At 35.8% G+C, this 24,410-nt stretch carries 23 protein-coding genes and 1 riboswitch; of the genes, 17 read left to right on the forward strand and 6 right to left on the reverse strand.

From position 1 onward, the window contains the following. Positions 1-22 precede the first annotated feature (22 nt). The 3 genes from BLR36_RS07020 to BLR36_RS07030 are packed head-to-tail and all read left to right on the forward strand — an operon-like array spanning position 23 to position 1,423. Entirely contained in the window at positions 23-469 is a 447-nt protein-coding gene (locus tag BLR36_RS07020) for a hypothetical protein (RefSeq protein WP_093061022.1), read from the forward strand. A gap of 1 nt (position 470) precedes the next feature. After that, entirely contained in the window at positions 471-716 is a 246-nt protein-coding gene (locus BLR36_RS07025) for a helix-turn-helix transcriptional regulator (RefSeq protein WP_093061023.1), read from the forward strand. Positions 717-727: 11 nt separating this feature from the next. After that, positions 728-1,423: a DUF4386 domain-containing protein gene (locus BLR36_RS07030; RefSeq protein ID WP_093061024.1), complete on the forward strand. Its 696-nt coding sequence runs from the start codon at positions 728-730 to the stop codon at positions 1,421-1,423. 46 nt (positions 1,424-1,469) lie between these two features. Here BLR36_RS07030 and BLR36_RS07035 read toward each other — a convergent pair whose 3' ends face one another. The 5 genes from BLR36_RS07035 to BLR36_RS07055 form a co-directional block, all read right to left on the reverse strand. After that, on the reverse strand, positions 1,470-3,071 hold the full coding sequence (locus tag BLR36_RS07035; RefSeq protein ID WP_093061025.1) for an ABC-F family ATP-binding cassette domain-containing protein: 1,602 nt from the start codon (positions 3,069-3,071) through the stop codon (positions 1,470-1,472). A 790-nt stretch (positions 3,072-3,861) separates the two neighbouring features. Beyond that, complete coding sequence (locus BLR36_RS07040; RefSeq protein WP_093061026.1) at positions 3,862-4,092, reverse strand: YczF family membrane protein; 231 nt, start codon at positions 4,090-4,092, stop codon at positions 3,862-3,864. Continuing rightward, positions 4,089-5,246, reverse strand: coding sequence for a GerAB/ArcD/ProY family transporter (locus tag BLR36_RS07045; RefSeq protein ID WP_093061027.1), 1,158 nt, complete (start codon positions 5,244-5,246; stop codon positions 4,089-4,091). The genes BLR36_RS07040 and BLR36_RS07045 overlap by 4 nt, the downstream gene beginning before the upstream one ends. 24 nt (positions 5,247-5,270) lie before the next feature. Beyond that, on the reverse strand, positions 5,271-6,488 hold the full coding sequence (locus BLR36_RS07050) for a Ger(x)C family spore germination protein (RefSeq protein ID WP_093061028.1): 1,218 nt from the start codon (positions 6,486-6,488) through the stop codon (positions 5,271-5,273). Next, the gene (locus BLR36_RS07055; protein ID WP_093061029.1) at positions 6,478-8,118 is read right to left on the reverse strand and encodes a spore germination protein; all 1,641 of its coding nucleotides are present in this window, start codon (positions 8,116-8,118) and stop codon (positions 6,478-6,480) included. The genes BLR36_RS07050 and BLR36_RS07055 overlap by 11 nt, the downstream gene beginning before the upstream one ends. A 220-nt stretch (positions 8,119-8,338) precedes the next feature. Here BLR36_RS07055 and BLR36_RS07060 point away from each other — a divergent pair, with 220 nt between their 5' ends. The 4 genes from BLR36_RS07060 (at position 8,339) to BLR36_RS07075 (ending at position 11,419) form a co-directional block, all read left to right on the forward strand. Further along, a complete protein-coding gene (locus BLR36_RS07060) occupies positions 8,339-8,545 on the forward strand; it encodes a spore coat protein (RefSeq protein ID WP_093061030.1) in 207 nt (68 codons plus the stop codon). A gap of 16 nt (positions 8,546-8,561) precedes the next feature. Next, the gene (locus BLR36_RS07065) at positions 8,562-8,924 is read left to right on the forward strand and encodes a spore coat protein (RefSeq protein WP_093061031.1); all 363 of its coding nucleotides are present in this window, start codon (positions 8,562-8,564) and stop codon (positions 8,922-8,924) included. A gap of 24 nt (positions 8,925-8,948) precedes the next feature. Then, positions 8,949-10,085, forward strand: coding sequence for a zinc-dependent alcohol dehydrogenase (locus BLR36_RS07070; RefSeq protein ID WP_093061032.1), 1,137 nt, complete (start codon positions 8,949-8,951; stop codon positions 10,083-10,085). Between the two features lie 236 nt (positions 10,086-10,321). Continuing rightward, entirely contained in the window at positions 10,322-11,419 is a 1,098-nt protein-coding gene (locus BLR36_RS07075; RefSeq protein ID WP_093061033.1) for an L-dopachrome tautomerase-related protein, read from the forward strand. 692 nt (positions 11,420-12,111) lie between these two features. On the opposite strand, the gene msrA is transcribed toward BLR36_RS07075, so the two are convergent. Continuing rightward, a complete protein-coding gene (gene msrA, locus BLR36_RS07080) occupies positions 12,112-12,630 on the reverse strand; it encodes a peptide-methionine (S)-S-oxide reductase MsrA (RefSeq protein WP_093061034.1) in 519 nt (172 codons plus the stop codon). A gap of 143 nt (positions 12,631-12,773) precedes the next feature. On the opposite strand from msrA, the gene BLR36_RS07085 reads away from it, so the two are divergent. The 10 genes from BLR36_RS07085 (at position 12,774) to BLR36_RS07125 (ending at position 23,909) form a co-directional block, all read left to right on the forward strand. Continuing rightward, positions 12,774-13,715, forward strand: coding sequence for an LCP family protein (locus BLR36_RS07085; protein WP_093061035.1), 942 nt, complete (start codon positions 12,774-12,776; stop codon positions 13,713-13,715). Positions 13,716-13,784: 69 nt separating this feature from the next. Beyond that, entirely contained in the window at positions 13,785-14,978 is a 1,194-nt protein-coding gene (locus BLR36_RS07090; RefSeq protein WP_093061036.1) for an AI-2E family transporter, read from the forward strand. A 5-nt stretch (positions 14,979-14,983) separates the two neighbouring features. Next, the gene (locus BLR36_RS07095; RefSeq protein WP_093061037.1) at positions 14,984-15,376 is read left to right on the forward strand and encodes a sporulation protein; all 393 of its coding nucleotides are present in this window, start codon (positions 14,984-14,986) and stop codon (positions 15,374-15,376) included. A gap of 188 nt (positions 15,377-15,564) precedes the next feature. After that, positions 15,565-15,801: a hypothetical protein gene (locus BLR36_RS07100; RefSeq protein ID WP_093061038.1), complete on the forward strand. Its 237-nt coding sequence runs from the start codon at positions 15,565-15,567 to the stop codon at positions 15,799-15,801. 59 nt (positions 15,802-15,860) lie between these two features. Continuing rightward, positions 15,861-15,995, forward strand: a complete 135-nt coding sequence (locus BLR36_RS19140) for an RAxF-45 family protein (RefSeq protein ID WP_256371017.1) — start codon at positions 15,861-15,863, stop codon at positions 15,993-15,995. Positions 15,996-16,115: 120 nt separating this feature from the next. Next, positions 16,116-17,978, forward strand: a complete 1,863-nt coding sequence (abc-f, locus tag BLR36_RS07105; RefSeq protein ID WP_093061039.1) for a ribosomal protection-like ABC-F family protein — start codon at positions 16,116-16,118, stop codon at positions 17,976-17,978. 163 nt (positions 17,979-18,141) lie between these two features. After that, a complete protein-coding gene (locus BLR36_RS07110; protein ID WP_175453995.1) occupies positions 18,142-20,148 on the forward strand; it encodes a methyl-accepting chemotaxis protein in 2,007 nt (668 codons plus the stop codon). Positions 20,149-20,213: 65 nt separating this feature from the next. Then, positions 20,214-20,319, forward strand: a riboswitch (SAM riboswitch). 76 nt (positions 20,320-20,395) lie between these two features. Then, entirely contained in the window at positions 20,396-21,304 is a 909-nt protein-coding gene (gene metA / locus BLR36_RS07115; protein ID WP_093061041.1) for a homoserine O-acetyltransferase MetA, read from the forward strand. A 175-nt stretch (positions 21,305-21,479) separates the two neighbouring features. Beyond that, positions 21,480-21,941, forward strand: coding sequence for an NUDIX hydrolase (locus BLR36_RS07120; protein WP_093061042.1), 462 nt, complete (start codon positions 21,480-21,482; stop codon positions 21,939-21,941). Between the two features lie 384 nt (positions 21,942-22,325). Further along, positions 22,326-23,909, forward strand: a complete 1,584-nt coding sequence (locus BLR36_RS07125; protein ID WP_093061043.1) for an S-layer homology domain-containing protein — start codon at positions 22,326-22,328, stop codon at positions 23,907-23,909. Positions 23,910-24,410 lie beyond the last annotated feature (501 nt).

Below are 24,410 nucleotides of genomic sequence, written 5' to 3' on the forward strand. Positions count from 1 at the left end.
CTAATTCGAAAGGAGGTATAGCATGACCTATCAAGAAAAGAAGAGTATCGTCTCCTTATTTAGCGCTATTTTCATTTTTATATCCTTCTGCTTGTATATGTATCCACAGTTACCAGAAGGTGCGTCAAACACACCAGAAACCTTACGTTATTGGGGTTTCTTCGTAATAAGCTTAACAGTCGTTTCTATAATAGCACACATAGTAATTAGTATTGTTTTTAACATTTTGTTTAATATTACGACAAAAGAAAAAGTCCCAACATTTGAAGATGAGTTGGATAAATTAATTGATTTAAAAGCAAACAGAATTTCTTTTATTGTTTTTATTCTTGGGTTTATTATTGCAATGGGAACATTAGTGCTTAATCAAGGATTACAGTTGATGTTTATAATTCTTATTATTTCGGGATTCACTTCAGATGTGATCGGCTCTATCTCAAAGCTATATTACTATAGGAGAGGGGTCTAATATGAGCAAGAATCTTGTCGGCAATCATATACGAAAATTAAGGTTTAACCATGATGAAATGACCCAGCAGCAATTAGCTGACAAGGCAGGTGTTACAAGACAAACAATCGTAGCTCTGGAAAAAGGAAACTACTCGCCATCACTAGAGCTGGCATTTCGCATTGCTTTAGTCTTTAAATTATCATTGGAAGAAGTATTTTTTTATGGGGACACTGTCAACCTGAACGATCAAGTAAATGATAATTAAGGGGAGAAAAAATGGATTCAAATCAGAAATCGGCAAAGATTGTGGGTGTACTGTTTTTCGTAGCGGCAATATCGGCTGTAATCGGGTTGTTGCTATACGATCCAATTCTAAACGGATCCGATTATTTAGTGCAGGGTTCCGAATATTCCACTCAGATTGCTCTAGGAGCATTAATGGAGTTAATCCTTGTCGTATCTGTAATTGGAACTGCAACCACAATGTTTCCGATTTTAAAAAAGTACAATGAAACATTAGCTCTTTGGCATGTGTCCTTCCGATTTCTTGAAGCGGTTATTATTGCTTTTGGTATTATAAGCGTACTTTCACTATTAACATTAAGTCAGAATTTTGTAGCAGAGGGGCCAGTGGACTCTTCGTCTTATCAAGCCTCCAGTATATTATTAATAGCTATTCACGATTGGACGTTTATGCTTGGACCACTATTTATGTTAGGAATTAATACGATTGTGTATAGTTATATATTTTATAAAACGAATTTAGTGCCAAGACCATTAGCAATTTTAGGTATGTCGGGGGCTATGTTTGTATTTGTGAATGCAGTGTTAGTATTGTTTGGTGTAGTTGAACAACTTTCGGCGTGGGGGATTTTAGCACTTCCTGTAGCGGCATTTGAAATGATTTTAGCAGGCTGGCTGCTCATTAAAGGGTTCAATGAATCTGTACTCTCTCAATTATCAAAAGTTTAAAATACAAAAAGTACAGGATCATAACAATCCTGTACTTTTTGTATGCTTATAAGTTTTGAGCTTCTTTCCACTCTAGGAACTCATCGTAAGTTAATTGTTTATCTAAGATTGATCCATCTTCACGAATTTCGATTACACGATTAGCGATAGTTTGGATGAACTGATGGTCATGAGATGTGAAAATCATAGCACCCTTAAATAATGTTAGACCGTTATTCAATGCTTGGATAGATTCAAGGTCTAAATGGTTCGTTGGTTCATCTAGTAATAACACATTCGATTCCGAAAGCATCATTTTAGAAAGCATACAACGAACTTTTTCTCCACCTGATAGAACAGATGGTTTCTTTTTCACTTCTTCGCCTGAGAAAAGCATGCGACCTAGGAAGCCTCGTAGGAATGTTTCGCTTTCATCGTCAGGTGAGTATTGACGTAACCAATCTACTAATGATGGCTCGCTGCCTTCAAAGTATTTCGCATTATCGAGCGGGAAGTACGCACGAGTTGTTGTGATACCCCAACGAATGGAACCTTCGTTCGGTTCTTCTTCTTCTGCTAAAATACGTAACAATGCAGACTTCGCAAGCTCATCTCCTAGAAGAATTATTTTGTCTTCTTTGTTCATCGTGAAGCTTAAATTCGAGAAGAGTTTTTTGTCTTCAGTAGAATGACCTAAATCTTGAACTTGTAAAACATCATTTCCGATTTCACGTTTCATCGCAAAGTTTACGTAAGGATATTTACGAGAGGATGGACGAATATCATCTAGTTCAATCTTGTCGAGCATTTTTTTACGAGAAGTTGCTTGCTTAGATTTAGAAGCATTTGCACTAAATCGAGCAATAAATGCTTGTAACTCTTTTATTTTTTCTTCTTTTTTACTGTTTTGATCAGCAGCTAACTTTGAAGCCAGTTGACTAGACTCATACCAGAAATCATAGTTTCCTACGTATACTTGAATTTTGCTGAAATCTAGATCCGCAATATGCGTACATACTTTGTTTAAGAAATGACGGTCATGGGATACTACGATTACAGTATTTTCAAAGTTAATAAGGAAATCCTCTAACCATTTGATCGCCTTAATGTCTAAATGGTTAGTAGGCTCATCTAGTAAAAGTACGTCTGGTTTACCGAAAAGTGCTTGGGATAAAAGAACTTTTACCTTCTCTGAACCTGTTAGATCAGCCATTTTCTTTTGGTGCATATCATCTGGGATACCTAATCCCTGTAATAGGATTGCAGCTTCAGATTCTGCTTCCCAGCCGTTCAAGTCAGCAAATTCACCTTCTAATTCCGCTGCACGCATGCCATCTTCATCTGAAAAATCTTCTTTCATGTAGATAGCATTTTTTTCTTGCATAACTTCATATAAACGTTTATGACCCATCATTACTGTTTCTAAAACAGTATGCTCTTCGTATTCGAAGTGATTTTGTTTTAAAATTGCTAAACGTTCATCAGGGTTCATAATCACATTGCCTTCTTGCGGCTCAATTTCACCAGACAATATTTTGATAAATGTTGATTTTCCTGCTCCATTTGCACCGATCAAACCATAACAGTTTCCTGGTGTAAACTTTATATTTACGTCTTCGAACAACTTACGATCACCAAAACGAAGACTTACGTTACTTACTGCAATCATGCTAGTACCTCCTAAAATTCACAATGAACTTATTATAGCATGAAATATGAATGAATTCTACAAATCCTTGATTTATAGGGCTTCAAGGTACGTCAATTTATAACTGGCCCCCAAATTGGCCCCATTAGCTTGTATGCTTTGACTGAACAAGGATACGGATTCTACTTCAAACTCTGCTAATACGTGACCATATATCTTAAAGACCATGCCAAAGGGAAAGTAGTAAATTGTCAATTTATTGACTAAACAATATTGGGACTCTTCTTCAACAACGGGTGCTTTACTTTAAGAAAGAAAAAGCCTTTTTTCTTAATGAACTAATACAGCACGTTAGTTTAATAAAAGAATTTAGATTTTATGTGCACTTTAACCAAACTGTGATCAGAACTGGTAACGAATATTACTTGTTTTCCACTTTGACAACTGAACTAGCTTTTTGAAAAAAAGTGTGAACTACTCATATTTCTCAAGTTGTTCTGCCAAGCCTTCAACATATTCATATTGGCGGTCTGGATCACCACTACAATGGATGATCGACAAAATCAGTAAGTGATGAAGGGTAACTGATTTGGATATGGTTTGTAAAGTATGAATGGCATTTGGGTGTTTTAAGATCTCAGCAGTGACTAACCTCGAAGTGGTTTTATATCTTAATCGAAAGACTGATATATATATGTAAGGCTAATACCTAAATAATTGTTGTCCTACTTTGAAAATAGAATGGACTAACCAAGTGTTAAAACCAAGAAGTTTATGTGCAAACAAATCAATAGAACTGTAAAGTACTTTTTTATCTTTGTTCTTTCTTTTTTCTTTTTTTATAAAAATTACGAACTGTACCAACAACCATGAGAACAATTAAGAGAAAGAAAATAACTATCTCTGTTACTTCCATCACTAGAAAAGGTCTAATAGCATTGTTTATGGAGGTGTTTAGGTCAAATCCTAAAAGAATGTCCATGTATAGAGAAAAAACAGTTAATAAGACGAACATCAGAATAGAAATACCGATTATTTTCATTTTTTATCACGCTCCGATAAACGATATTTCCTTTTTAAAATTAAATTTTTGCTTTGCTTGCTTTTCTTTTTTTTGTTCTTAATAAATGCAATCAGAAGTAACAGACTTGGAACAATTACTTGAAGCGGGAGATGCAAATAAAGGGTGATAACATGAAGCCCTTCTTTAACATGTTCAGAAAAATTACTGGCGATTGTTATGGAAAGAATCAGGATGGCTAGTCCTAATGGGAAAGCTAATCGTGCGGATTCTTTGACTTTAAATAAATTGGCTGTTCCTACTACAGATGCATAGAAAAACACACAAATTTTAAAAAATACACCGATAACCGTTATTAGTATAAAATAAACATCTAACCGTTCTAAAAAACCAGCTACCTCTATTGTTTGTATAGTAGAAAGAAGGGGGAAGGGAGAACGGGTAACGTTATTTACACCTAGTACACTAACATTTATGGCCATTAATGAAGCTAATATGAGTCCGCTTAATCCTATTGCCAATAAACCAATTCGTTTCACTTTTTCCGGGTGTTTTAAATAGGGGAGAATCATAGCAAATACAATCAGCTCTCCAAATGGAAAGTATAGGGTTTGAGTAAATGTCGTTTTTATAACAAGCTTGAGACCTTCTTCAAGCACAGGTTCTAAGTTAGAAATTTGTATTATCCCGGAAACAACTATTAAAAAAAGAACGCTTATCCCAAGTAAAAAGATTAGAATAAATAGTAATTCACTTGTTCGCGCTAATACCTCAATACCCTTACGAATTGTATATATAACTATAAGAACCATCAATGTATTTAAAATAAACAAAGGAGTTTCCCAATAAAAGTCTGTAATTAGCATTTCTCCGAAATCCCTCAACACTCTTGCAGAAAGATATATAAAATAGAGTACGTAAATGAAGGCAAATATTTTCCCAAAAAAACTTCCTATAATTTTTTGTATATATTCAGTTGGAGGTATATCTGGATAATAGGAGTATAGACCATAATAGACCAAATATAAGCAAAAACCACCAACCATACCAACCAATATAGCAAGCCATGCATCCTGTTTTGCTTCTATTGCAATAGGTACCAACAAGGCACTACCAAGTTCAAACAAGATAATTAGAATGAATAGCTGATATGCGCTGATTTTTGCCTTTTCCAATGTTTTTCACTCCATTCTTGACACTTATTGTTTCATATCTGAAAGATATGAATTGGTTCTATTACCAGAACGTCGTATAAATGCTTCTACCTTCACATTTACCTTTAAGTTTGGAAAATATGTATCATTCCAATCGTTCTTCATCTTTTTCCATTTTTCTGGGTTAGAACGATGAACTACTTCCCCAAATCCAAAAACATCTGATTTGTTTTGCTGCGTTCGTATAACAGTGTTTTCTAATTGCTTCTTAATTTCTTTTTCTAATTCTTTTTCTATATCCAAAATCTCATACGGATCGGTTAGATCAATTTTTGACCTTACTTCGCGAATCTCACCTTCCGCTCGTACTCTAACTGTAATGACAGGGAGGTTGTTTGATGTGTCAGCTGAGACTTTTGTTTTTTGACGGAGCACGTTGTAAGTCAAGGTATTTTCTTGTCCTTCCCAATCTAATATCACATCTGTCTGTTGGATTTTATCCAAAATCCATACTACTCCTCTAGACATATCCCCCTGATACCAGTCAATCAACTTTCCTTCTTTAAAAATGGCCAGTCCGTCAGATTCAAGAGTGGTATTCAGTTCAGACTGTTGAACATTCTCCATCTTTTTTCCTTGTTCGATATCCCCTTTTAAGCTAAATCCGCTAATGACTGTTTCTTTCCCTGCAGAGGTGAGAGTAGTAATTACGTTCTGAAGGGTAACTTTCATACTTTCTCCTCTTGCTCTTTCTGTAATTTGTAAAGTTCCGTTCACTTTCTCGGCTGGAATCTTATCAATGGCTGTTAAAGATTTAAGAAGATCACCTGCTTTTGTATGATGGGCTATTACAACCCTTGACGTCATTCGAATTTCAGGATCTCGTTCAAAGGCGTCTAAAATTTCTGTAATGCCTTCTTCTTTTGCTAACTCCTCACTAATAACAATTAGATTTGCATGTCCGTGATATAGCCTTCTTGAAATTTTAGATGTCGCATGGAAATGGGCTTCCAGAACACTTTCTCCCATTGCTGTGTAAACGGTTACGGCGGGACTTTGACCACTTCCTCCCCCTTGAAGTCCTCCAGCTACGTTTCCAGGATTGATAAGTTGAATGGTCTTGACATACTTCCCATCCTCATTTTTATCAATCGCCATGGCAGATATTAGCGCTAGTTCATTTAACTCTTTTTGACTCCAACAACCTGAGATGAAAACTGTGCTTGTCATAATTAAGAAAAGAAGAATCCATTTATGATTCATTCCGTTCACCTTTTCCCACGTTAGTAGTATTTTTAATAGTACGAGTACGAGGAGGCTGTGGTTTCTGATCTTCCCCTTGGCTAACCCTATTTGGACCACTCATCAATCGCGGTCTTTTCTTGTAAGCCCAAATTGGTCTACGGAAAATGGTATCACCTGCTTCCTCACGGATAAATGGTGCAAGAGGTGTCATATATGGAACACCGAACGAACGTAGGCTGCATAAGTGAACTATCAGCATAATAAACACTAGAATAACTCCATAAAAACCGAATGTAGCTGCACTGACCATAAAAATAAATCTAACTAAACGGGCTGATATTGCAACTGCATAGGAGGGTGTCGCAAAACTGGCGATTGCTGTCAAAGAGACTACTATTACCATTGCAGGTGACACAATGCCAGCCTGAATTGCAGCCTGTCCAATGACAAGTGCTCCTACTATAGATATAGTGGAACCCATAGCTTTGGGCATGCGAATACCTGCCTCTCTTAAAATTTCAAAAGTTATTTCCATTATGAGTGCTTCAAAAAAAGCGGGAAACGGAACAGATTCCCTTTGTGCTGAAATAATTAAAGCCAATTTTGTTGGAATCATCTCCTGATGAAAGGTGGTAGCTGCGATGTATATAGCAGGGCCGACAAGGGATATAAAGAAGATTACAGTACGTAAAAAGCGAATAGCTGTTGAAATATCAAAACGTTCATAATAATCTTCAACCGATTGAAAAAAATCTATAAAAAGGGCAGGGACCAGCAATACAAAAGGGGTCCCATTTACAAAAATGGCAATCTTTCCTTCTAATAAATTTCCCGCCACACTATCCGGCCGCTCTGTATGATGTATCGTAGGAAAAGTAGTATTTGTTTGATCTTCTATTAGCTGTTCAATATATCCGGATTCTAAGATGCCATCAATGTCTATTCCATTTAAACGTTTACGCACTTCTTCTATTATTTCATTCTTTGCGATGCCATTTATATACATAATTGAAACTTCTGTTTTTGTCATTTTACCAATATTGATGGACTCAACCCATAAACCTGGATTGTTGATTATTCGACGAACCATAGCTATATTTGTCTCTATTGACTCGTTAAACGCTTCTTTAGAGCCTCGAATAGAAACATTTGTAGTAGATTCCTGAACAGACCGTCTCTGTCCACCTTGTGTGCTCGCGCAAATCCCTTTGCTTATTCCATCGATGAGTGTAATAGTTCCACCCGACATTAATGCAGTAAATAGTATTTCCCAGTCACTAACTACTTTGATTCCCCCTACAGCAACAACATCTTCGGTGAGAACTTCTAATACGTCTTGTGGTGCGAGCTTTTCACTTAAATTTTGGTTATTCATAATTGATTCGATAACAAAATCGTTAACCAATTGATTGTCAACCATTCCTTTTACATATAAAATGGCTATTTTTATCTTGGAATTATGACCAATTTTTAAAGGGCGGATTACGATATCTGAACTGTTTCCCGTTTTTTGTTTAATGACTTCAAGATTATTGGACAAAGAGCTTTCAATGAGGTTAGGTGGTCTGTTGTTAGATTGATTTTGATTGTTTATGTCTTGGATCTTTCTGTCACTTCTTTGATTCTTTGGTTTTAAAAATGAAAACATATATCAAATACCTTTCTTTTTCAATCCATTTTGTTCATGATAGAACCTTTTTAAACAAAATGGAAAAAGAATAGTCTTGAATAAAAGTCAAATGGGAGATTTTTCATGAAGATTTTAAAATTTTTTTCATCATACACATCAATTAAGTCTAAATTATTATGAATATAAACTTCATTTTTAGGGCAATCTTCAATGGATGAAAAGATTAGGAGGGGCAGGAATGTTTGAAAAGAAATTAGCACTTCATGAAACTTTGGAATTTCATGAAGTAATCAATTTTAAGACAGTATGTTTACTTAAATCTAAAATGATGCAAGGTATCGTTTTTGACCAAGATCTAAAAGCCCTAATGGAGAAGGACGTAAAACAATCTATACCAGCTTTAACTGCAATGATAAAACTATATTCAAATTCTGAGTTAAAATAATCGGAGGTCGGTTCGTATGAATGATTATTTAGATCCTATAAATTCTGTTGGAATGCCCGAACTTACTGATTCAGGTATTGCCCTTGAATTTTTGTTATCAACAAAAACTGGGGTTAGAAATCTTTCCATTGCATTGACAGAAACAGCAACACCTACAATTAGAAAGTTATTACAGGAACAACTTGATGTAACCATTGCCTTATATTTCGAAATTGCAGATCTCATGATGAAGAAACAATGGTTAAATCCATATGATTTAGAACTACAAAAACAATTGGATATTAAATCCGCTCAAAATGCAGTAGATATAGCTAATTTAAATCTCTTTCCGGGCGTTACAAATCGGAAGGGAATGTTTCCAAGTCCACCGAAGAATTAATGAATAGAGAAGGAGATTTAAATAATGAAAGCTGTTACTTTTCAAGGTGTTAAAAATGTTCAGGTAAAAAACGTGAAAGACCCAAGTATCCAAAAAGCGGATGATATTATAGTTAAACTGACTACTACTGCCATTTGCGGCTCAGACTTACACTTAATTCATGGGATGATCCCAAACCTAGGAGAGGATTATGTTATTGGACATGAACCTATGGGAATTGTAGAAGAAGTCGGTAAGGATGTAACGAAAGTTAAAAAAGGGGATCGCGTTATAATCCCATTTAATATAGCATGTGGTCAATGTTGGTACTGTAATCATGAGTTAGAAAGTCAATGCGACAATGCGAATGAAAATGGAGAAATGGGCGCATATTTTGGCTACTCAGACACGACGGGAGGGTTCCCAGGTGGTCAAGCGGAATTTATGCGAGTTCCATATGCTAATTTTACCCCTTTCAAGATTCCAGAAAACAGTGAAGTAGCGGATGAAAGTTTAGTGTTACTTGCAGATGCTGCATCTACAGCATTTTGGAGTGTAGACAATGCGGGAGTGAAAGCAGGGGATACGGTCGTAATTTTAGGATGCGGTCCAGTTGGTCTGTTAGCTCAAAAATTTGCGTGGTTGAAAGGTGCAAAAAGAGTTATTGCAGTTGATTACGTTGGTTATCGTTTAAAACATGCAAAACGTACTAATAACGTGGAGATAGTTAACTTTGAAGATCATGAAAATTGTGGGGAATATTTAAGAGAAATAACAAAAGGGGGGGCAGATGTAGTTATTGACTGCGTAGGAATGAGTGGAAAAATGACTCCACTGGAATTTCTTGCATCTGGTCTGAAATTACAAGGAGGAGCAATGGGAGCTCTGGTTATTGCAAGTCAAGCTGTTCGCAAAGGTGGAACAATTCAAATTACAGGAGTTTACGGGGCACGTTATAATGCATTCCCATTAGGTGACATTTTCCAACGGAATGTGAATATTAGGACAGGTCAAGCTCCAGTTATTCACTACATGCCGCATTTATATAATTTAATTGCCCAAGGTAAGGTTGATCCAAGTGATATTGTCACTCATGTACTTCCTTTAGATCAAGCTAAGCATGGCTATGAAGTATTTGACACCAAAATGGAAGACTGTATAAAAGTTGTACTAAAACCGTAAATATGTAGGTTAGTTTTCGAGCATCTCTGATGAGGTGCTTTTTTAGATTTTGAAGAGAATAATAATTGTATTCCTTTATGGAAAAATGCACATGAGTGTAGCTGATTCATTTGTTATTTGTTGTATATACATGGATTGTCACATCCAATCACGATAGAAAAAATTTCAAGCAGGCATTAAAAAAAATTTTCAACATATATAAGTGATATTCGTTCGAATTTGAAGAGGAGGATATCATGCAACCTATATTACCTATGGAAAAATATTTCGGGCAGTTTGAACTAGTGCATGCTTTTTATGGGGCTATGCCTACAGGTGTCAGTGTTTCCGAAACTGGTCGAATTTTTGTTTGCTTTCCGAAATGGGGAGACAATGTTCAATTTACTGTGGCGGAAATTGTTGAGGGTGAATTGCAGCCTTATCCCAGTTTAGAAGCTAATTTGTTTAATACTAGAAATATTACGATGTCTTTCGTCAGTGTCCAAAGTATCGTTGCTGATGGAAGAGGAACGCTTTGGGTACTAGACACAGGGGCACCAAATTTTTCTGAACCTATTCAAGGGGGAGCAAAATTAGTTGCTGTTGATTTAAGCACGAATACAATAGGGAGAGTATATACCTTTGCAGAAGATGTTGTCTTGCCAACAACTTATTTGAATGATGTCCGTTTGGACTTTCGGGTTGGAAGAGTTGGCTATGCATATATAACGGATTCTTCTTCCAGAGGGCCGGGGGGCATTATCGTCGTAGATTTAGAAAATGGGAACACGTTTAGACGGTTAAATGGCGCAATATCAACATCACCTGATCCATATTTTTTACCGAAAGTAGAAGGTGAAATTTTGATGAATCGAAACCCTGACGGCTCGACTTCCCCATTTAGATTGGCTTCTGATAGTTTAGCAATTTCTCCTGATGGAAACGTTTTATATTATGCTCCGCTAACCAGCCGTCATCTGTTCTCGATCTCAGCAGAAGCCCTAAGAGACAGAAGGATACAAGACATTAATTTATCCCAATATGTGCAGTATTGGGGGGAGAAAGGCGCGTCTGATGGAATGATCACCGGCGCAAAAGGAACCATTTATGCGGGAGACTATGAAAACAACAGTATCCGGAAGATATTGCCGAATGGCGTAATGGAAACCATCGCACATGACCCGAGAATTTTATGGCCGGATACTTTTTCGATTGGACCCGATCAATACTTATATGTCATTGTGAATCAATTACATCGGCAGGCGAGATTTCATTATGGAAGAGACTTGCGGGAAAAACCATACAGTTTACTTCGTATGAGAATTGATGAATTCCCTGCTCCTACCTTTTCATAATAATCTTAAACGAAGGTAGCTATCCCTCATGAGGGAGATACCTTTTTTGTCAGTTAACATAAGAAACAGTTATCTGTGCAAGAAACGATTTGGATAGTAAACTACAATAAAAGATCTATCATATTCCAAAAACGAACCCTCAAAAGTAGCTAAATGGTGAAGTGGGCTCGATTATAATCAACTGCTGTATTAAGTTTTACTGATGGAAATCTGATGCGGTTTGAATATTTTGAACATAATTATTCATTCTTTTACAAAAAGTTAGTAAGTAAAGTAGCCACTGTTTTTTGCAGCCATTTCTTAGAATTTGTAATCCAGGAGTTTGTTAGTTAGAGGGGGAAGTAAATATAACCAAATGAAATAATCAAGGATTAAGTAAGGATTTAATACTTAATTTTTTTGGAGCTGCCATCGTAAGGAACGTAATACCGTGGATTACTATTGGATAATCAGAGCCCCCGAAAGTTATGAAGGAATATACTTAAACATACGGAGGCGTCGATGCTCTAACAGCCTTTAAGAGTGTGATAAAATGTACTTAAACTACCGGGTGCTTAGTTAAAGAAGAAATTAATACCAACATTTGGGGAAACCTTAATTCACAATGGACGGAGCCTTTTATTACTTATAAAGAATATCAAAAGCTTCTGGAAACAATATAAACATTGTTTCCAGAAGCTTTTATATAGTGGTTATTTCCAATTCTTCTCTATAAATTCATCACGACCAGATTGTGCTCGATCCTCTTTATAGTGTGTTGGACTTTTTTTATAGTAGTCTTGATGATACTCTTCCGCTTCATAAAATGTTTTAGCAGGTCGAATTTCGGTTACAATAGGCTTAGAGAACTTACCACTTGCTGCTAGCTGCTCCTTCGATTGCTCTGCAAGCTCCCGTTGTTCATCCGAATGAAAGAATATAGCAGTGCGATAACTCTCACCTCGATCTTGGAATTGGCCACCATCATCTGTCGGGTCAATTTGCTGCCAAAATATTTCTAATAATTGTTTGTAGGAGAAAATACTCGGATCATATTGTATTTCTACCACTTCTAAATGACCAGAATCACCTTTTTTTACGTCTTCATATGTAGGATTGTCTATGTGACCTCCCATATAACCAGAAATAACTTTATGTATGCCGTCCCAAGTGTCGAATGGTTTTACCATACACCAAAAACATCCACCTGCAAATGTTGCTTTTTCAATCATGTTTATTCCTCCTATTAAACTTGCCTATGTATCATTAACTTAATGTAAAATAGATTTTACCACTTGTACAGATGGAGTACAAAAATCTGAAACTATTTGGGCTGAAATACGTTATTATTAGGGTATAAAGGAGAGATCTCAAGATGGAAGAAGAATTACAACAAACGAGAAGTAGTCGAAGAAAAAGAAGACCAAGAATTGGGCGCTTCGTATTCGTTATTTTATTATTTTTAACTATAGGAATTGGAATATATACAGTTACCCAATATTCCAGTGGCTATAAAATTGCAAATACAGAACAAAAGGAACCAATGGATTTTAGAGGAGATACATATAAACAAGGTCAACGAGAAAATATATTAGTTCTCGGTGTCGATACTCGAGGAGAAGAGCAATCACGAACAGATACAATGATGGTTTTTTCTTGGGATAAGGAAAATAATGATGTGAAAGTTATCTCCTTCATGCGTGACATATATGCAGATATCCCAGGTTATCAATCCTATAAATTAAATACAGCTTTTTACCTCGGTGAAGTACAGTTGTTGAAAAACACAATTAATGAGATGTTCGGCTTACCAATTCATCACTATGCATTAATAGATTTTAATAGTTTTGAATCGTTAGTTGATATTATTGCACCAGGGGGCGTTCCGGTAAATGTTGAGAAGGACATGTCTGAAAAAATTGGCGTTACTTTAACGAAAGGACAGCAGAACTTAAATGGAAAGGAACTACTTGGATATGCTCGCTTCCGTTCGGATTCAGAAGGAGACTTTGGAAGAGTAGGTAGACAACAGTTAGTGATGGAAGTATTAAAAGATGAGCTGTTGTCTGTCGGGAATATACCGAATTTACCTAAATTTATCGGTGCAACTGAAGGGTATATTCAAACCGATTATTCACGTTCAGACAAAACAAAACGAGTGTTAGATGCAATCGTTAGTGGAAAATTAGAAATGGAAAAAATGACAATACCCGTGGAAGGAACGTATTCTTTTAAAAACTATAGCCATGCTGGATCAGTAATTGTACTTGACAAAGAGAAGAATAAAGCAGCAATTTCAGATTTTTTAAATAAATAAGCCGCTTTAGAATTGCCAACCTGATTTTTCCTTCGTAAAATATAAATATAGAAAGGAAGTTTGATAGAAGTGGATCCGGAAAAGCCTTCTTTTTTTTCAACTAGATACATAAGATTTTTAGGTGGACGCAATACGGTATTTTCATTGTTTCTTTTACTAATGATTGGTCTTGTCATTATGATTTATGATGAAATTTCTTTTATATTCGTACCACTAACGGTATTTCTAGGTAATGTCATTTTGCCGATTATTTTAGCTGTTATCGTGTATTACTTGTTGAGACCGATCCTGCGTTTATTAGAAAAAGTGAAAATTAAACGAGTATGGGGAATCTTAATCATCTTCTTAGTCTTAATCGGCTTAATCACTTTACTAGTGTTTTTAGTTTTTCCTTTTTTAAAGGGCCAAATCTTTAAGCTAGTAGAGGAATTACCAACTTACTTTATCCAGTTATTTAACAGTCTAGATCAATTTTTACGTACTTCTATTGTGAAGGATTATTATTTACAAATTGAAAATGACGTAACATCCGTGTTAAATGGGCTTCCAGCTGAAATTGGGGATTTTGTTCAAAACACGGTCACTGGGATTGCCACTGGAATTTCATCCATTGTGGGAGTATTGACTAGCTTTGTATTAGCTATTGTTACTGTGCCATTTATCGTCTTTTATTTATTGAAGGATGGCGAAAAACTACCTAACTATGTTATGAAGCTTTTCCCCCCAAGAATGCGAGATGATTTACAGGAGGTATTTTCTGGTATAGACAGACAAATCAGTTCTTATATTCAAGGGCAGATCTTAGTTTCTATGTGTATTGGATTTATGATTTTCATAGGTTTTACAATAATAGGAATGCCATATGCGCTACTGCTCGGGGTTATTGCGATGGTCACAAGTGTTGTACCATATTTGGGACCAGTCATTGCGATTACACCTGCAGCTATTATTGCGTTAGTGAAGTCACCGCTACTGCTAGTAGGTTTGGCAATTGTTTGGACTATTGTTCAGTTTATAGAAGGGAAGTTTATCTCTCCTCAAATAATGGGTAAATCATTACATGTTCACCCAATTACCATTATTTTTGTCCTTATTACTGCTGGATCGTTGTTTGGAGTTCCAGGTGTAATATTGGGAATACCAGGTTATGCAATCTTAAAAGTAGTGGTGTCACATTTTTATACTTTGTTTAAAAGACGGTATAATAAGTTTGAACCAGTTATCGAAAATCATTATGAGTATACAAATCACAAGGTGGACTGAGAGTAATGGCGAAGAAATTTGAATCTTCCATAAAAGTTAAAGCGATAAAGATAGACACAGTTGTTGACCATCCTTATATTGAACACGGTATAAATCTGTCTGGTACTATATATATTGATGGTGTACACGATGAGTCGGTGGAGAATATTAAATTAGAGGTATTTAAACTTACGGATGATTCATCCCCTAAAATTGTATCGAAACACTCTATCGAAGTTGTAGGAGCAGCTGCATCAAAGGATATGCAAATGATTCCATTTGAAATTATGCCTGATGAAAGATGGCTTCCAGAAAATAACGAGGAAGTAACAAAGCTCATTTTACGAACGACCGTGTTGTTCGAAAATGGATCTGAGTATAACGATGAAGATGAAATCTATTTTGATATTGAAGAGTGATCTATGAACTCCAGTCTAGTGCTGGAGTTTTTTTATTGTGGGTAAGGAAAAGTGTTTTACTCTCTCTTCAGTTGGTTTTACTAGTGAAATGGGAAACTTATCCGTTCAATAGGACTACAGTAAAATAATTATCAGTATAAACCTTCAAAGTTTGTGCAATCTAATTATAAACTAGGAGGCAACTAACAATGATAAAAAAATTGTTTACAATACTCATTTTATCCTGTTTCATATTGACGGCCTGTGGGGACAAAAGGGATTCCAATAAAGAACCTAAAGAAGAGACAAAAGTAAATAATCTAGATCAAAAAGTTCCAAACACTGGGAATGAACGAGTAAATGAAGAAAATGATGTAGGAATTCCGAAAAAAGATGAATCGATCAATGATCCAACTATACAAAAACCAGCAGAAAATAACGATTGAATTGTTTGAATAGTTATGCTAAAGTTTAGTTAACCAAATCGAACGGAGGTGAAGAAAGAATGAAAAACGCTACGAATGCACAATTATTTATGTTGGAATTTTTATCCACTTCTTGTGCAATTACTCATGAAAATGCTATCAAGGGGACAGGTCTGTCCATTTTTAGACATTTGCATAGTAATAATCATAGCTGAGAAGTCATTCTTTCGGATCCATTTAGGTAGCGAAAAGACTGTGCTTTTTAGACAGTCTTTTTTTGTTGAGAAAAAAGAATTGCTTCTTGGCTTATAAAGACTCGAAGGGAAGCGTTCAACATGATATGTACAGTAAATAATATAAATAAAATGCTCGGTGGAAATACCATTTTCGAAAACTTATCGCTCGATATTAAAACGGGAGATCGGTTAGCTATTGTTGGGAGAAATGGAACTGGTAAAACCACTTTGTTTAAAATGTTAGCAGGTATTGAAAAACCTGACGAAGGAGCTATTCATTTTAAAAAAGGCACATCGATTGGATATTTAGCTCAAATACCAACTTATTCTGAAGACATCACTGGTATGGATGTTCTCCAGTTTGCATTTCAGAGCATTGCAGAGCTAAAAAAGAAAATGATTCAGATGGAACAACTAATGGGATCAGTGGAATCAGAAAAGATGGAACGTTTGCTCCAACAATACGGAGAAATTCAAGAAAATTTTACGATTCTAGGCGGTTACACAATGGAATCCGAGATTGACAAAGTAGTACAGGGACTTCAGCTTTCTGGATTCGTAAATCAATCCTTTGCTAGTTTAAGTGGTGGAGAACAGACGAAAATAATGCTAGGTAATATTCTGCTGTCTAACCCAGATATATTATTGTTAGATGAGCCGACGAATCATTTGGATATATTTGCAGTTGAGTGGTTAGAACAGTATTTGGTTGGCTATTCAGGAACAGTGGTTATTATCGCACATGACCGGTATTTCTTAGATAAGGTTGTCACTAAAATTGCAGATTTAGAGGATGGGGAGCTTTCACTTTATCATGGCAATTATTCTTCTTTTATTATAGAAAAAGAAGCTAAGCTAATGCGTGAATTTCAGGAATATGAGGAACAACAGAAAAAGATCAAAAAGATGAAAGAAGCGATTAGACGGCTAAGACAATGGGCAAATGAAGCGATGCCTCCAAATCCTAAGTTATTTCGCCAGGCCCGTAATATGGAAAGGGCACTAGAACGAATGGTAAAAGTAAGAAAACCACTAATTGATCCGAAAAGGATGGAGCTATCATTTGAGTTCGCTTCTAGAAGTGGTAAAGAAGTAGTTAAGATGACGAATGTAAATAAATCATTTGGAGAAAAGGTTCTATTAGATAATGCGCAGTTCAATGTTTTTTGGAAGGATCGAGTGGCGATTGTTGGTCGAAACGGCTCAGGTAAGTCCACTATATTAAACTTGCTACGTGGAGAAATATCTACTGATCAAGGAGAAGCACGGTTAGGGAGTAATGTCCGTGTAGGATATTTATCGCAGCATTTCGAAATTCAGGAACCGAAGGCAAGGCTAATCGATGTGTTTCGTAGCGAATTGAATATGGCAGAGGGTGATGCACGCCATATTCTTGCAAAGTTTATGTTTTATGGACCCGAAGTATTCAAGAGAATAGGTGATTTAAGCGGTGGAGAGCGGATGAGGCTCCGCCTAGCACAGCTAATGTATCAGGATATAAATTTACTAATACTGGATGAACCGACGAATCATTTAGACATCGATTCAAGAGAAGTGCTGGAGGATGCCCTTGCTGATTTTGATGGAACTATTTTAGCAGTATCTCATGATCGCTATTTTCTAAATAAATTATTTCCGAAAACTGCATGGTTAGAGTATGGTAAGCTTATTACTTTTGAAGGACCCTATGAGTGGGCTCGAGAAAAATGGGAGGAAATGCATTCTAAACAAGTCGTAGCAGAGCCGAAAAAAGTCAAAAGTTCAGAGCCAACAAAGAAAAAGGTAAATGAACGCTCACTGGAAGAAAAAATTTCAGAGATAGAACATGATATTAGTCAATTAAAAGAAAAAATAGAAGTAGAAAATGATTGGGAAGCATACGAAACGCTGTTGGAATCGATTCGATTAAATGAAAAAAAGTTAGAAATACTCCTGATGGAATGGATGGAGAAGGAAGGTTGAAAAGTCTAGAAGTAGATTTAGAATCAAAGATTTACAAAGATAAAGCGATAATTATTAACTAGACATCAAATTTCTCGTATTGAGCCGATATAATAGTATAAATATACTTATATATGAAAAGTTCATATAGGGCATATTCAATACATAGAGAAGGAAGATGGAAATGGGTAAATCTATAAAATGGAAGATAATTATTACGGTCATTGCTCTTATTATTGTGAGTATGATACCGCTAATATTAATCAGTACGAGTACAATTAGTAATAAGACGGAAAACGAATTAATCGATCAGAGTCAGGTTATAGTCAATGAAATGTCAGCAACAATTCAGAATTATTTAGCTGCCTATGAAAAAGGAATACTGCAACTATCGACTTCCAATGATATAGTAGAATTTACGAATAGTGCTAAAGTTACTGATGAGGTTTTAGCCAATCAATTAGAGAAAAATTTAGACACTAGATTTAATGAATTTAATTCTTTATATGATGCAGTGGCTTCTGTCTATATAGCCCTCCCGGATAAAACGATCGAAATAATTCCAGAGGCTGATCTAGGTGCAGGTTTTGATCCTACATCGAGGGAATGGTATAAAAATGCTGTTTCCAACAAAGAAAATTTCACCTGGTCTAAACCCTTTGTGGATGTTGCTACTGGAGAATATGCAATTTCAGGTGCTAAAGCTGTTATCAGCGATGGGCAAGTGGTAGGTGTTCTTGCTATTGATATTTTACTGTCGAAGTTAACAGAAACAGTCGCAAATAGTGAGTTAGGTTATGAAGGTTATCCGATTATTGTGGATGCGGATGGTAATGCTATTGTTCATCCGACCTTATTTGGTGAAAATCTATCTGAGCATTCAGCTGTTAAGGAAATGCTTAATAGTTCTTCTGAAAGTGGTGAGATACATGACGCAACTGAAGGAACCAATAAAATTACTGTATTTACAACCTTACCAGGACTGGATTGGAAGCTAGGAGCGGTTTATGATGAGAAAAAGATAAATCAAACAGCAGATAGTATTCGTACTTTATTAATAATAATTATATTAGCAATCGAGGCAGTAGTAGTAATTGTCTTGTATTTCATCATCAGTCATATTTTAAAACCAATTGAGCACCTGAAAAAATTAATGGATTCAATAGCTGAAGGGGATTTAACAGTTCAAGCAAATATAAAATCTAAAGATGAAATAGGTCAGTTAGCTACAAACTTTAATAAAATGGCTACAAGTATGAATGAAATAATACAAGTAGTAAAAGAGTCTGCTAGTGATGTGCAATCCAATTCCGAAAGCTTAAGTGCAGTTGCAGAGGAAACAAATGCTTCTGCAGAGCAAGTATCTTTAGCTGTTAGTGAAATTGCTGAAGGTGCCTCGAAATCTGCAGAAGATGCAGGAGAAGTTACGGAGAGCTCCGTTCACTTAAGTGAGCAAATCAATCTGATCAATGAAAAGTCAGTCGTGATGACTGATATAGCTACAAAAGCGAATTCCATGAATTCAAATGGACAAAGTCAAATGAGAGAATTAAAATCATCATTCGAAAATTGGGAGTCTAACCTCACTTCAATGTCTTCTTTATTTTCAACATTAGAAGTAAGAGTAAAAGCCATTGGTGGGGTAATGGAAACAATTATGGAAATCTCTGCACAAACGAATCTACTCGCGTTGAATGCAAGCATAGAAGCTGCTCGTGCTGGTGAACATGGTAAAGGATTTGCTGTTGTAGCGGATGAAGTGAGAAAACTTGCAGAGCAATCGGCAAAAGCAACAGAGGAAGTTAAACAAACTATTACAGAGCTACAGAGTGAATCGCAAATCGTTGGGAATCAAATGATAGACACTATTAAAACGTTCCGAGAACAAGGATCTGTTGTTCTTGATACAGAAGCTACATTCAGTGAAATATCATTATTGATGAATAATTTGCAAGCTTCTATTGATTCCGTTTCAGTAGAAATCGAGCAGGTTTCTAATTATAAAGATCAAGTTGTTGATACAATTCAAGTTATGGCAGCAACATCGGAGCAAACTGCCGCAGCATGTGAGGAAGTAAGTGCTTCCTCCGATGAGCAATTACGAGCAATTCAATCGGTGGCAGAAGCGTCAGAGACATTAACAAGCTTGAGCGAAAAATTAGCGGATGCAGTAAATCGATTCAAAGTTTAAAAGAAGTTGAATAATTTGAAAACAAATGTTACTATTCACTAGTAAAGAACAATATAATTTAATAACTCTTATCAAGAGAAGCTGAGGGACATGGCCCGTTGAAGCTTCAGCAACCTCTGACTCGTCAGGAAGGTGCTAACTCCTACAAGATAATTTCTTGAAAGATAAGAATGGAGAGCAAAACGTTCACCCTCTTTTCTTATTTAATAGGAAAAGAGGGTTTTTAAATATAAAGGAGGAGAACAATTTGCCAATAAATATTCCAAAACAATTGCCGGCAGCTGAACATCTAAAAAAAGAGAAAATATTTATCATGGATACCGATCGAGCAATAGCCCAAGATATACGTCCATTAAACATTATTATTTTAAATCTGATGCCCGAAAAAGAGAAAACCGAACTTCAATTACTAAGATTATTAGGAAACACATCACTACAAGTAAATGTGACTTTTTTACATATGGCAACACATGATTCAAAAAATGTAAGTAAAACTCATTTGGATACTTTCTATACGACGTTCAAAGATATTAAACACCGAAAATATGATGGAATGATTATCACTGGTGCGCCCATCGAGCATTTACAATTTGAAGATGTTAATTATTGGAGTGAAATGACTGAAATAATGGATTGGTCCAAAACGCATGTGACATCCGTTCTTCATATTTGTTGGGGAGCACAGGCGGCTCTTTATCATCACTATGGAATTGGAAAATACGACTTACCGAAAAAATGCTTTGGGGTGTTTAATCATAGTTTAACTGATCCAACGGTACGTTTAGTTAGAGGATTTAATGATGAGTTTAATGCACCGGTGTCTCGTTACACAGCTGTGTCCTACGAGGAGATTAAACAAGACGACCGATTGAGATTACTATCAAGTTCAGTGGATGCAGGTGTTTTCCTCGTAATATCCAAAGATAAAAAGCATATTATGATTACTGGTCACTTAGAATATGATGCCACGACACTTGCTGACGAATATGAAAGAGACATCCATAAAGGGGTAGAGATTGACGTTCCGGAAAACTATTATGCCAACGATGATCCATCACAAAAACCAAAGAACTCTTGGCGCTCTCATACTCATCTGTTATTTTCTAATTGGTTGAACTATTATGTGTACCAAGAAACTCCTTATGAATGGGAATAAATTGATTGTTCACTTGCTTGTAGATTAGTTTTAATGGAAACATTTAAAGTTAATACAGATCTTAGTAGATTAGTTATATTTAAAGTATGGATAACAACTCCAAAGTTAAAAGACCTGTCGGATTCCACAGCAAAATCTTTTTTGAAGGTCTCAGCAAGTAAATAAGGAGGAAATGATGAGTTACATACAAACAATTCGAAAGTTAATTGGAAATGAAATGCTTATGACTGTAGGTTGTGGAATTATAATTGAAAAAGAAAATAAGATTTTATTACAACATCGTACGGATCGAGATGTATGGGGTATTCCTGGTGGCGTAATGGAGCCTGGAGAATCTTTTCTTGAAACTGCTTTGCGAGAAACATTTGAGGAAACAGGTTTAAGAGTTGAGCAATTACAGTTGTTTGGACTTTATTCAGGTGAATCTGGGTTTGCAGAATATCAGAATGGAGACAAAGTTTTTAGTGTCCAGATTATTTTCCATTCAAGCAGTTTTTCAGGAGAATTGCTTCATAGCACTGAAGAAAGTCATGAACATCGATTCTTTTCCCGTAATAACCTACCTCATTTGAACACGCATCAAGAGCGATTCATTCAGGATTGGGTAAATCAAGTGGACTTGCCGGTAATAAATTAATATAACTGAGTATGATTACGAAAAAGAACGACCTATCTATAAAATTGATTGGATTCCCGTTATTCAACTAACAGGTTCTTAGTATACCCTGATTGACTACTAAGACAGAACATAATATTTATTTCTATGGTGTAGCATTTACAAGGATAGCTTACGAATACTTAGAATAGGAAAGACCATCAATTTGATGGTCTTTTTTTCACGGTCAAAACCAAAATATAGTGTGAAATGTTACTATCAAAATGGGCTCATATGAATTTCAAGATGCTTCAAAGAATAATATTATATCGCCATCTATTAAAGTAAATATAGGACATTTGATACGAGAAATTGATTAGTTCTGTCGCTATAATAAATAGAGTTTGAATAGAAAGGGAGTTTTCATTGAAAAGGTTATTACATAGCTTAATAGCTATCCTATTGAGTCTTGCCATATTTGTTATTCCAACTGGATCAGCCGTTGCTGCTGGTTTCCAAGACGTTTCAGGTTTTAAGAAAGAGATTGACTATTTAACTGAGTTAAAAGTTATCAATGGCTATTCCGATGATACGTTCCGTCCATCCATGAAACTTACACGTGCTCAAGCAGTTGTGATGATTATGCGTTCCATTGGCATGCCAGAATCTGTAGCACATCTAAAAGATCCAGGTTTCTATGATGTCATGCAATCAAGTTTCGGCTATAAAGAAATTTTAGTTGCTTCGACTGCAGGGATTATAAGTGGAAAAAGTAAAACCCATTTCGATCCAGCAGGGTTTATCACACGTGCTGAGATGGCTAAAGTAATCGGAAACGCTTTTAAGCTGGAAGGTGCGTATGAGCTAGGATATAAAGATGTATCTAGTGACTACTGGGCATCCTCATATATCTCATCATTAGCAGCAAACAATATTACCGTTGGGTATAATGATGGAACTTTTCGTCCAACGCAGCCGATTGACCGTGCCCAATTTTCTGCTTTCCTTGCTAGGATCATGAAACCCAATTTTCGTCCATCCATTGGAAACCCAGCACATTCCGTAGTTAATCTTACAGTAGAATCAACAATCGTAGATCTAGTGAAACATCCTAATAAGCCGATTGTTTACTATATTGATGGAAAGTCCAAATCACTTGTCATGCTAAACATGGAAAATAAATCCACAAAGATTGTGGAACTGAAACATGCTGCCGAAAAACTTGTGATTAAAAATGACAAAATTTTTGTTACTCAACTCATCCAAGCAAGAAGTCCCTATAACTTCATGGAGATGCAAAAAGGACTTATCAACGTGTACGATGCTGAGGATCTTTCTTTCAGAAAAGCAGTAAATGTAAACATCGATCCTTTTGACATCGCTGTGGATGATACTGAAACACTGATTATTTCATCAGGTTCCGACCAAGGAATTAGTTCAGAGATTCATACGTATAACTGGCAAACGTCAGAACATTTATCATCAGCAAATCTCTTCCCACAGCAATTGATTGAACTATCACCAACACAGAACAAAGTCTATACGGTTGCTAGTTCGCACTATACCGGCAAAATGGAAACATTTAGCTTAATAGAAGGCAAAATTCAGAAGGAAACCATGGTGCCTCGATTCTTTAATACAATGAAATTAAGAGGCTATGCCCAAATGTCTCCTGAAGGCAACGTTATTTATAATGGGGACGGGACAGCATACGCATCAAGCAGTATTCCGACTGAAGATCTGGCTCCCCTTGGCAAGCTGGCCACTCCATTTACAACGATGACTTTTGATGAAACAGGAAAGAACATATATTTGGCTGATCAATCAGTACAGATTTCAGTCTATAAATACAATACTTTAGATCCAACTTCTACTATGCGTGCATATGGCAATATAGATCGCCTCGTTTACGTAGAGGAAACAGAAGAACTTTATGCTTTTACCAAATTTAAACACGAAGGTGCCAAAACAGAATCCATTTTATTGGAACGTTTTAAATTTAGTAAATAAAATAGGTTTTATTGTTTCCTAAACCACAATAAAAGGTGCGTATACCCACTGACTAAAATCAATGGGTATACGCACCTTTTTCTAGGTGGCAACACTTTACAGACGAGCAAAGTAAGCCCTTTATTTGAATAGAAGGAAATAACTTCGAAGTAAGAATTACTCAAAACTATTAAACAAAAAACAGAAAAAAATGTAACTTAAATTGATGGTGTAAGTCTAACTTATATATTAGAAAGAATAAAACAAGGGGGATGCACCAATGAATAATTTTAAAATTTTCTATTCTTCTACAATTTTTATACTAAATGCCCTAATTATGTTTGCAATAATAATTCTTATACTCCCATTCATGGCTCAAGAGGTACAAGATATTTCTCCAAAACTATACATTAATATTTACTTTGATCATCTTCAGTTATATTCGATTTTTTGTAGTGTCTTGCTTTCTTTACCACTAACTTATGTTCTTTATAAAAAGAATTTTAAATTTAAAAAACGATT

The sequence above is a fragment of the Psychrobacillus sp. OK028 genome (assembly GCF_900103605.1).
In the GTDB taxonomy this organism is placed as follows: Bacteria; Bacillota; Bacilli; order Bacillales_A; family Planococcaceae; genus Psychrobacillus.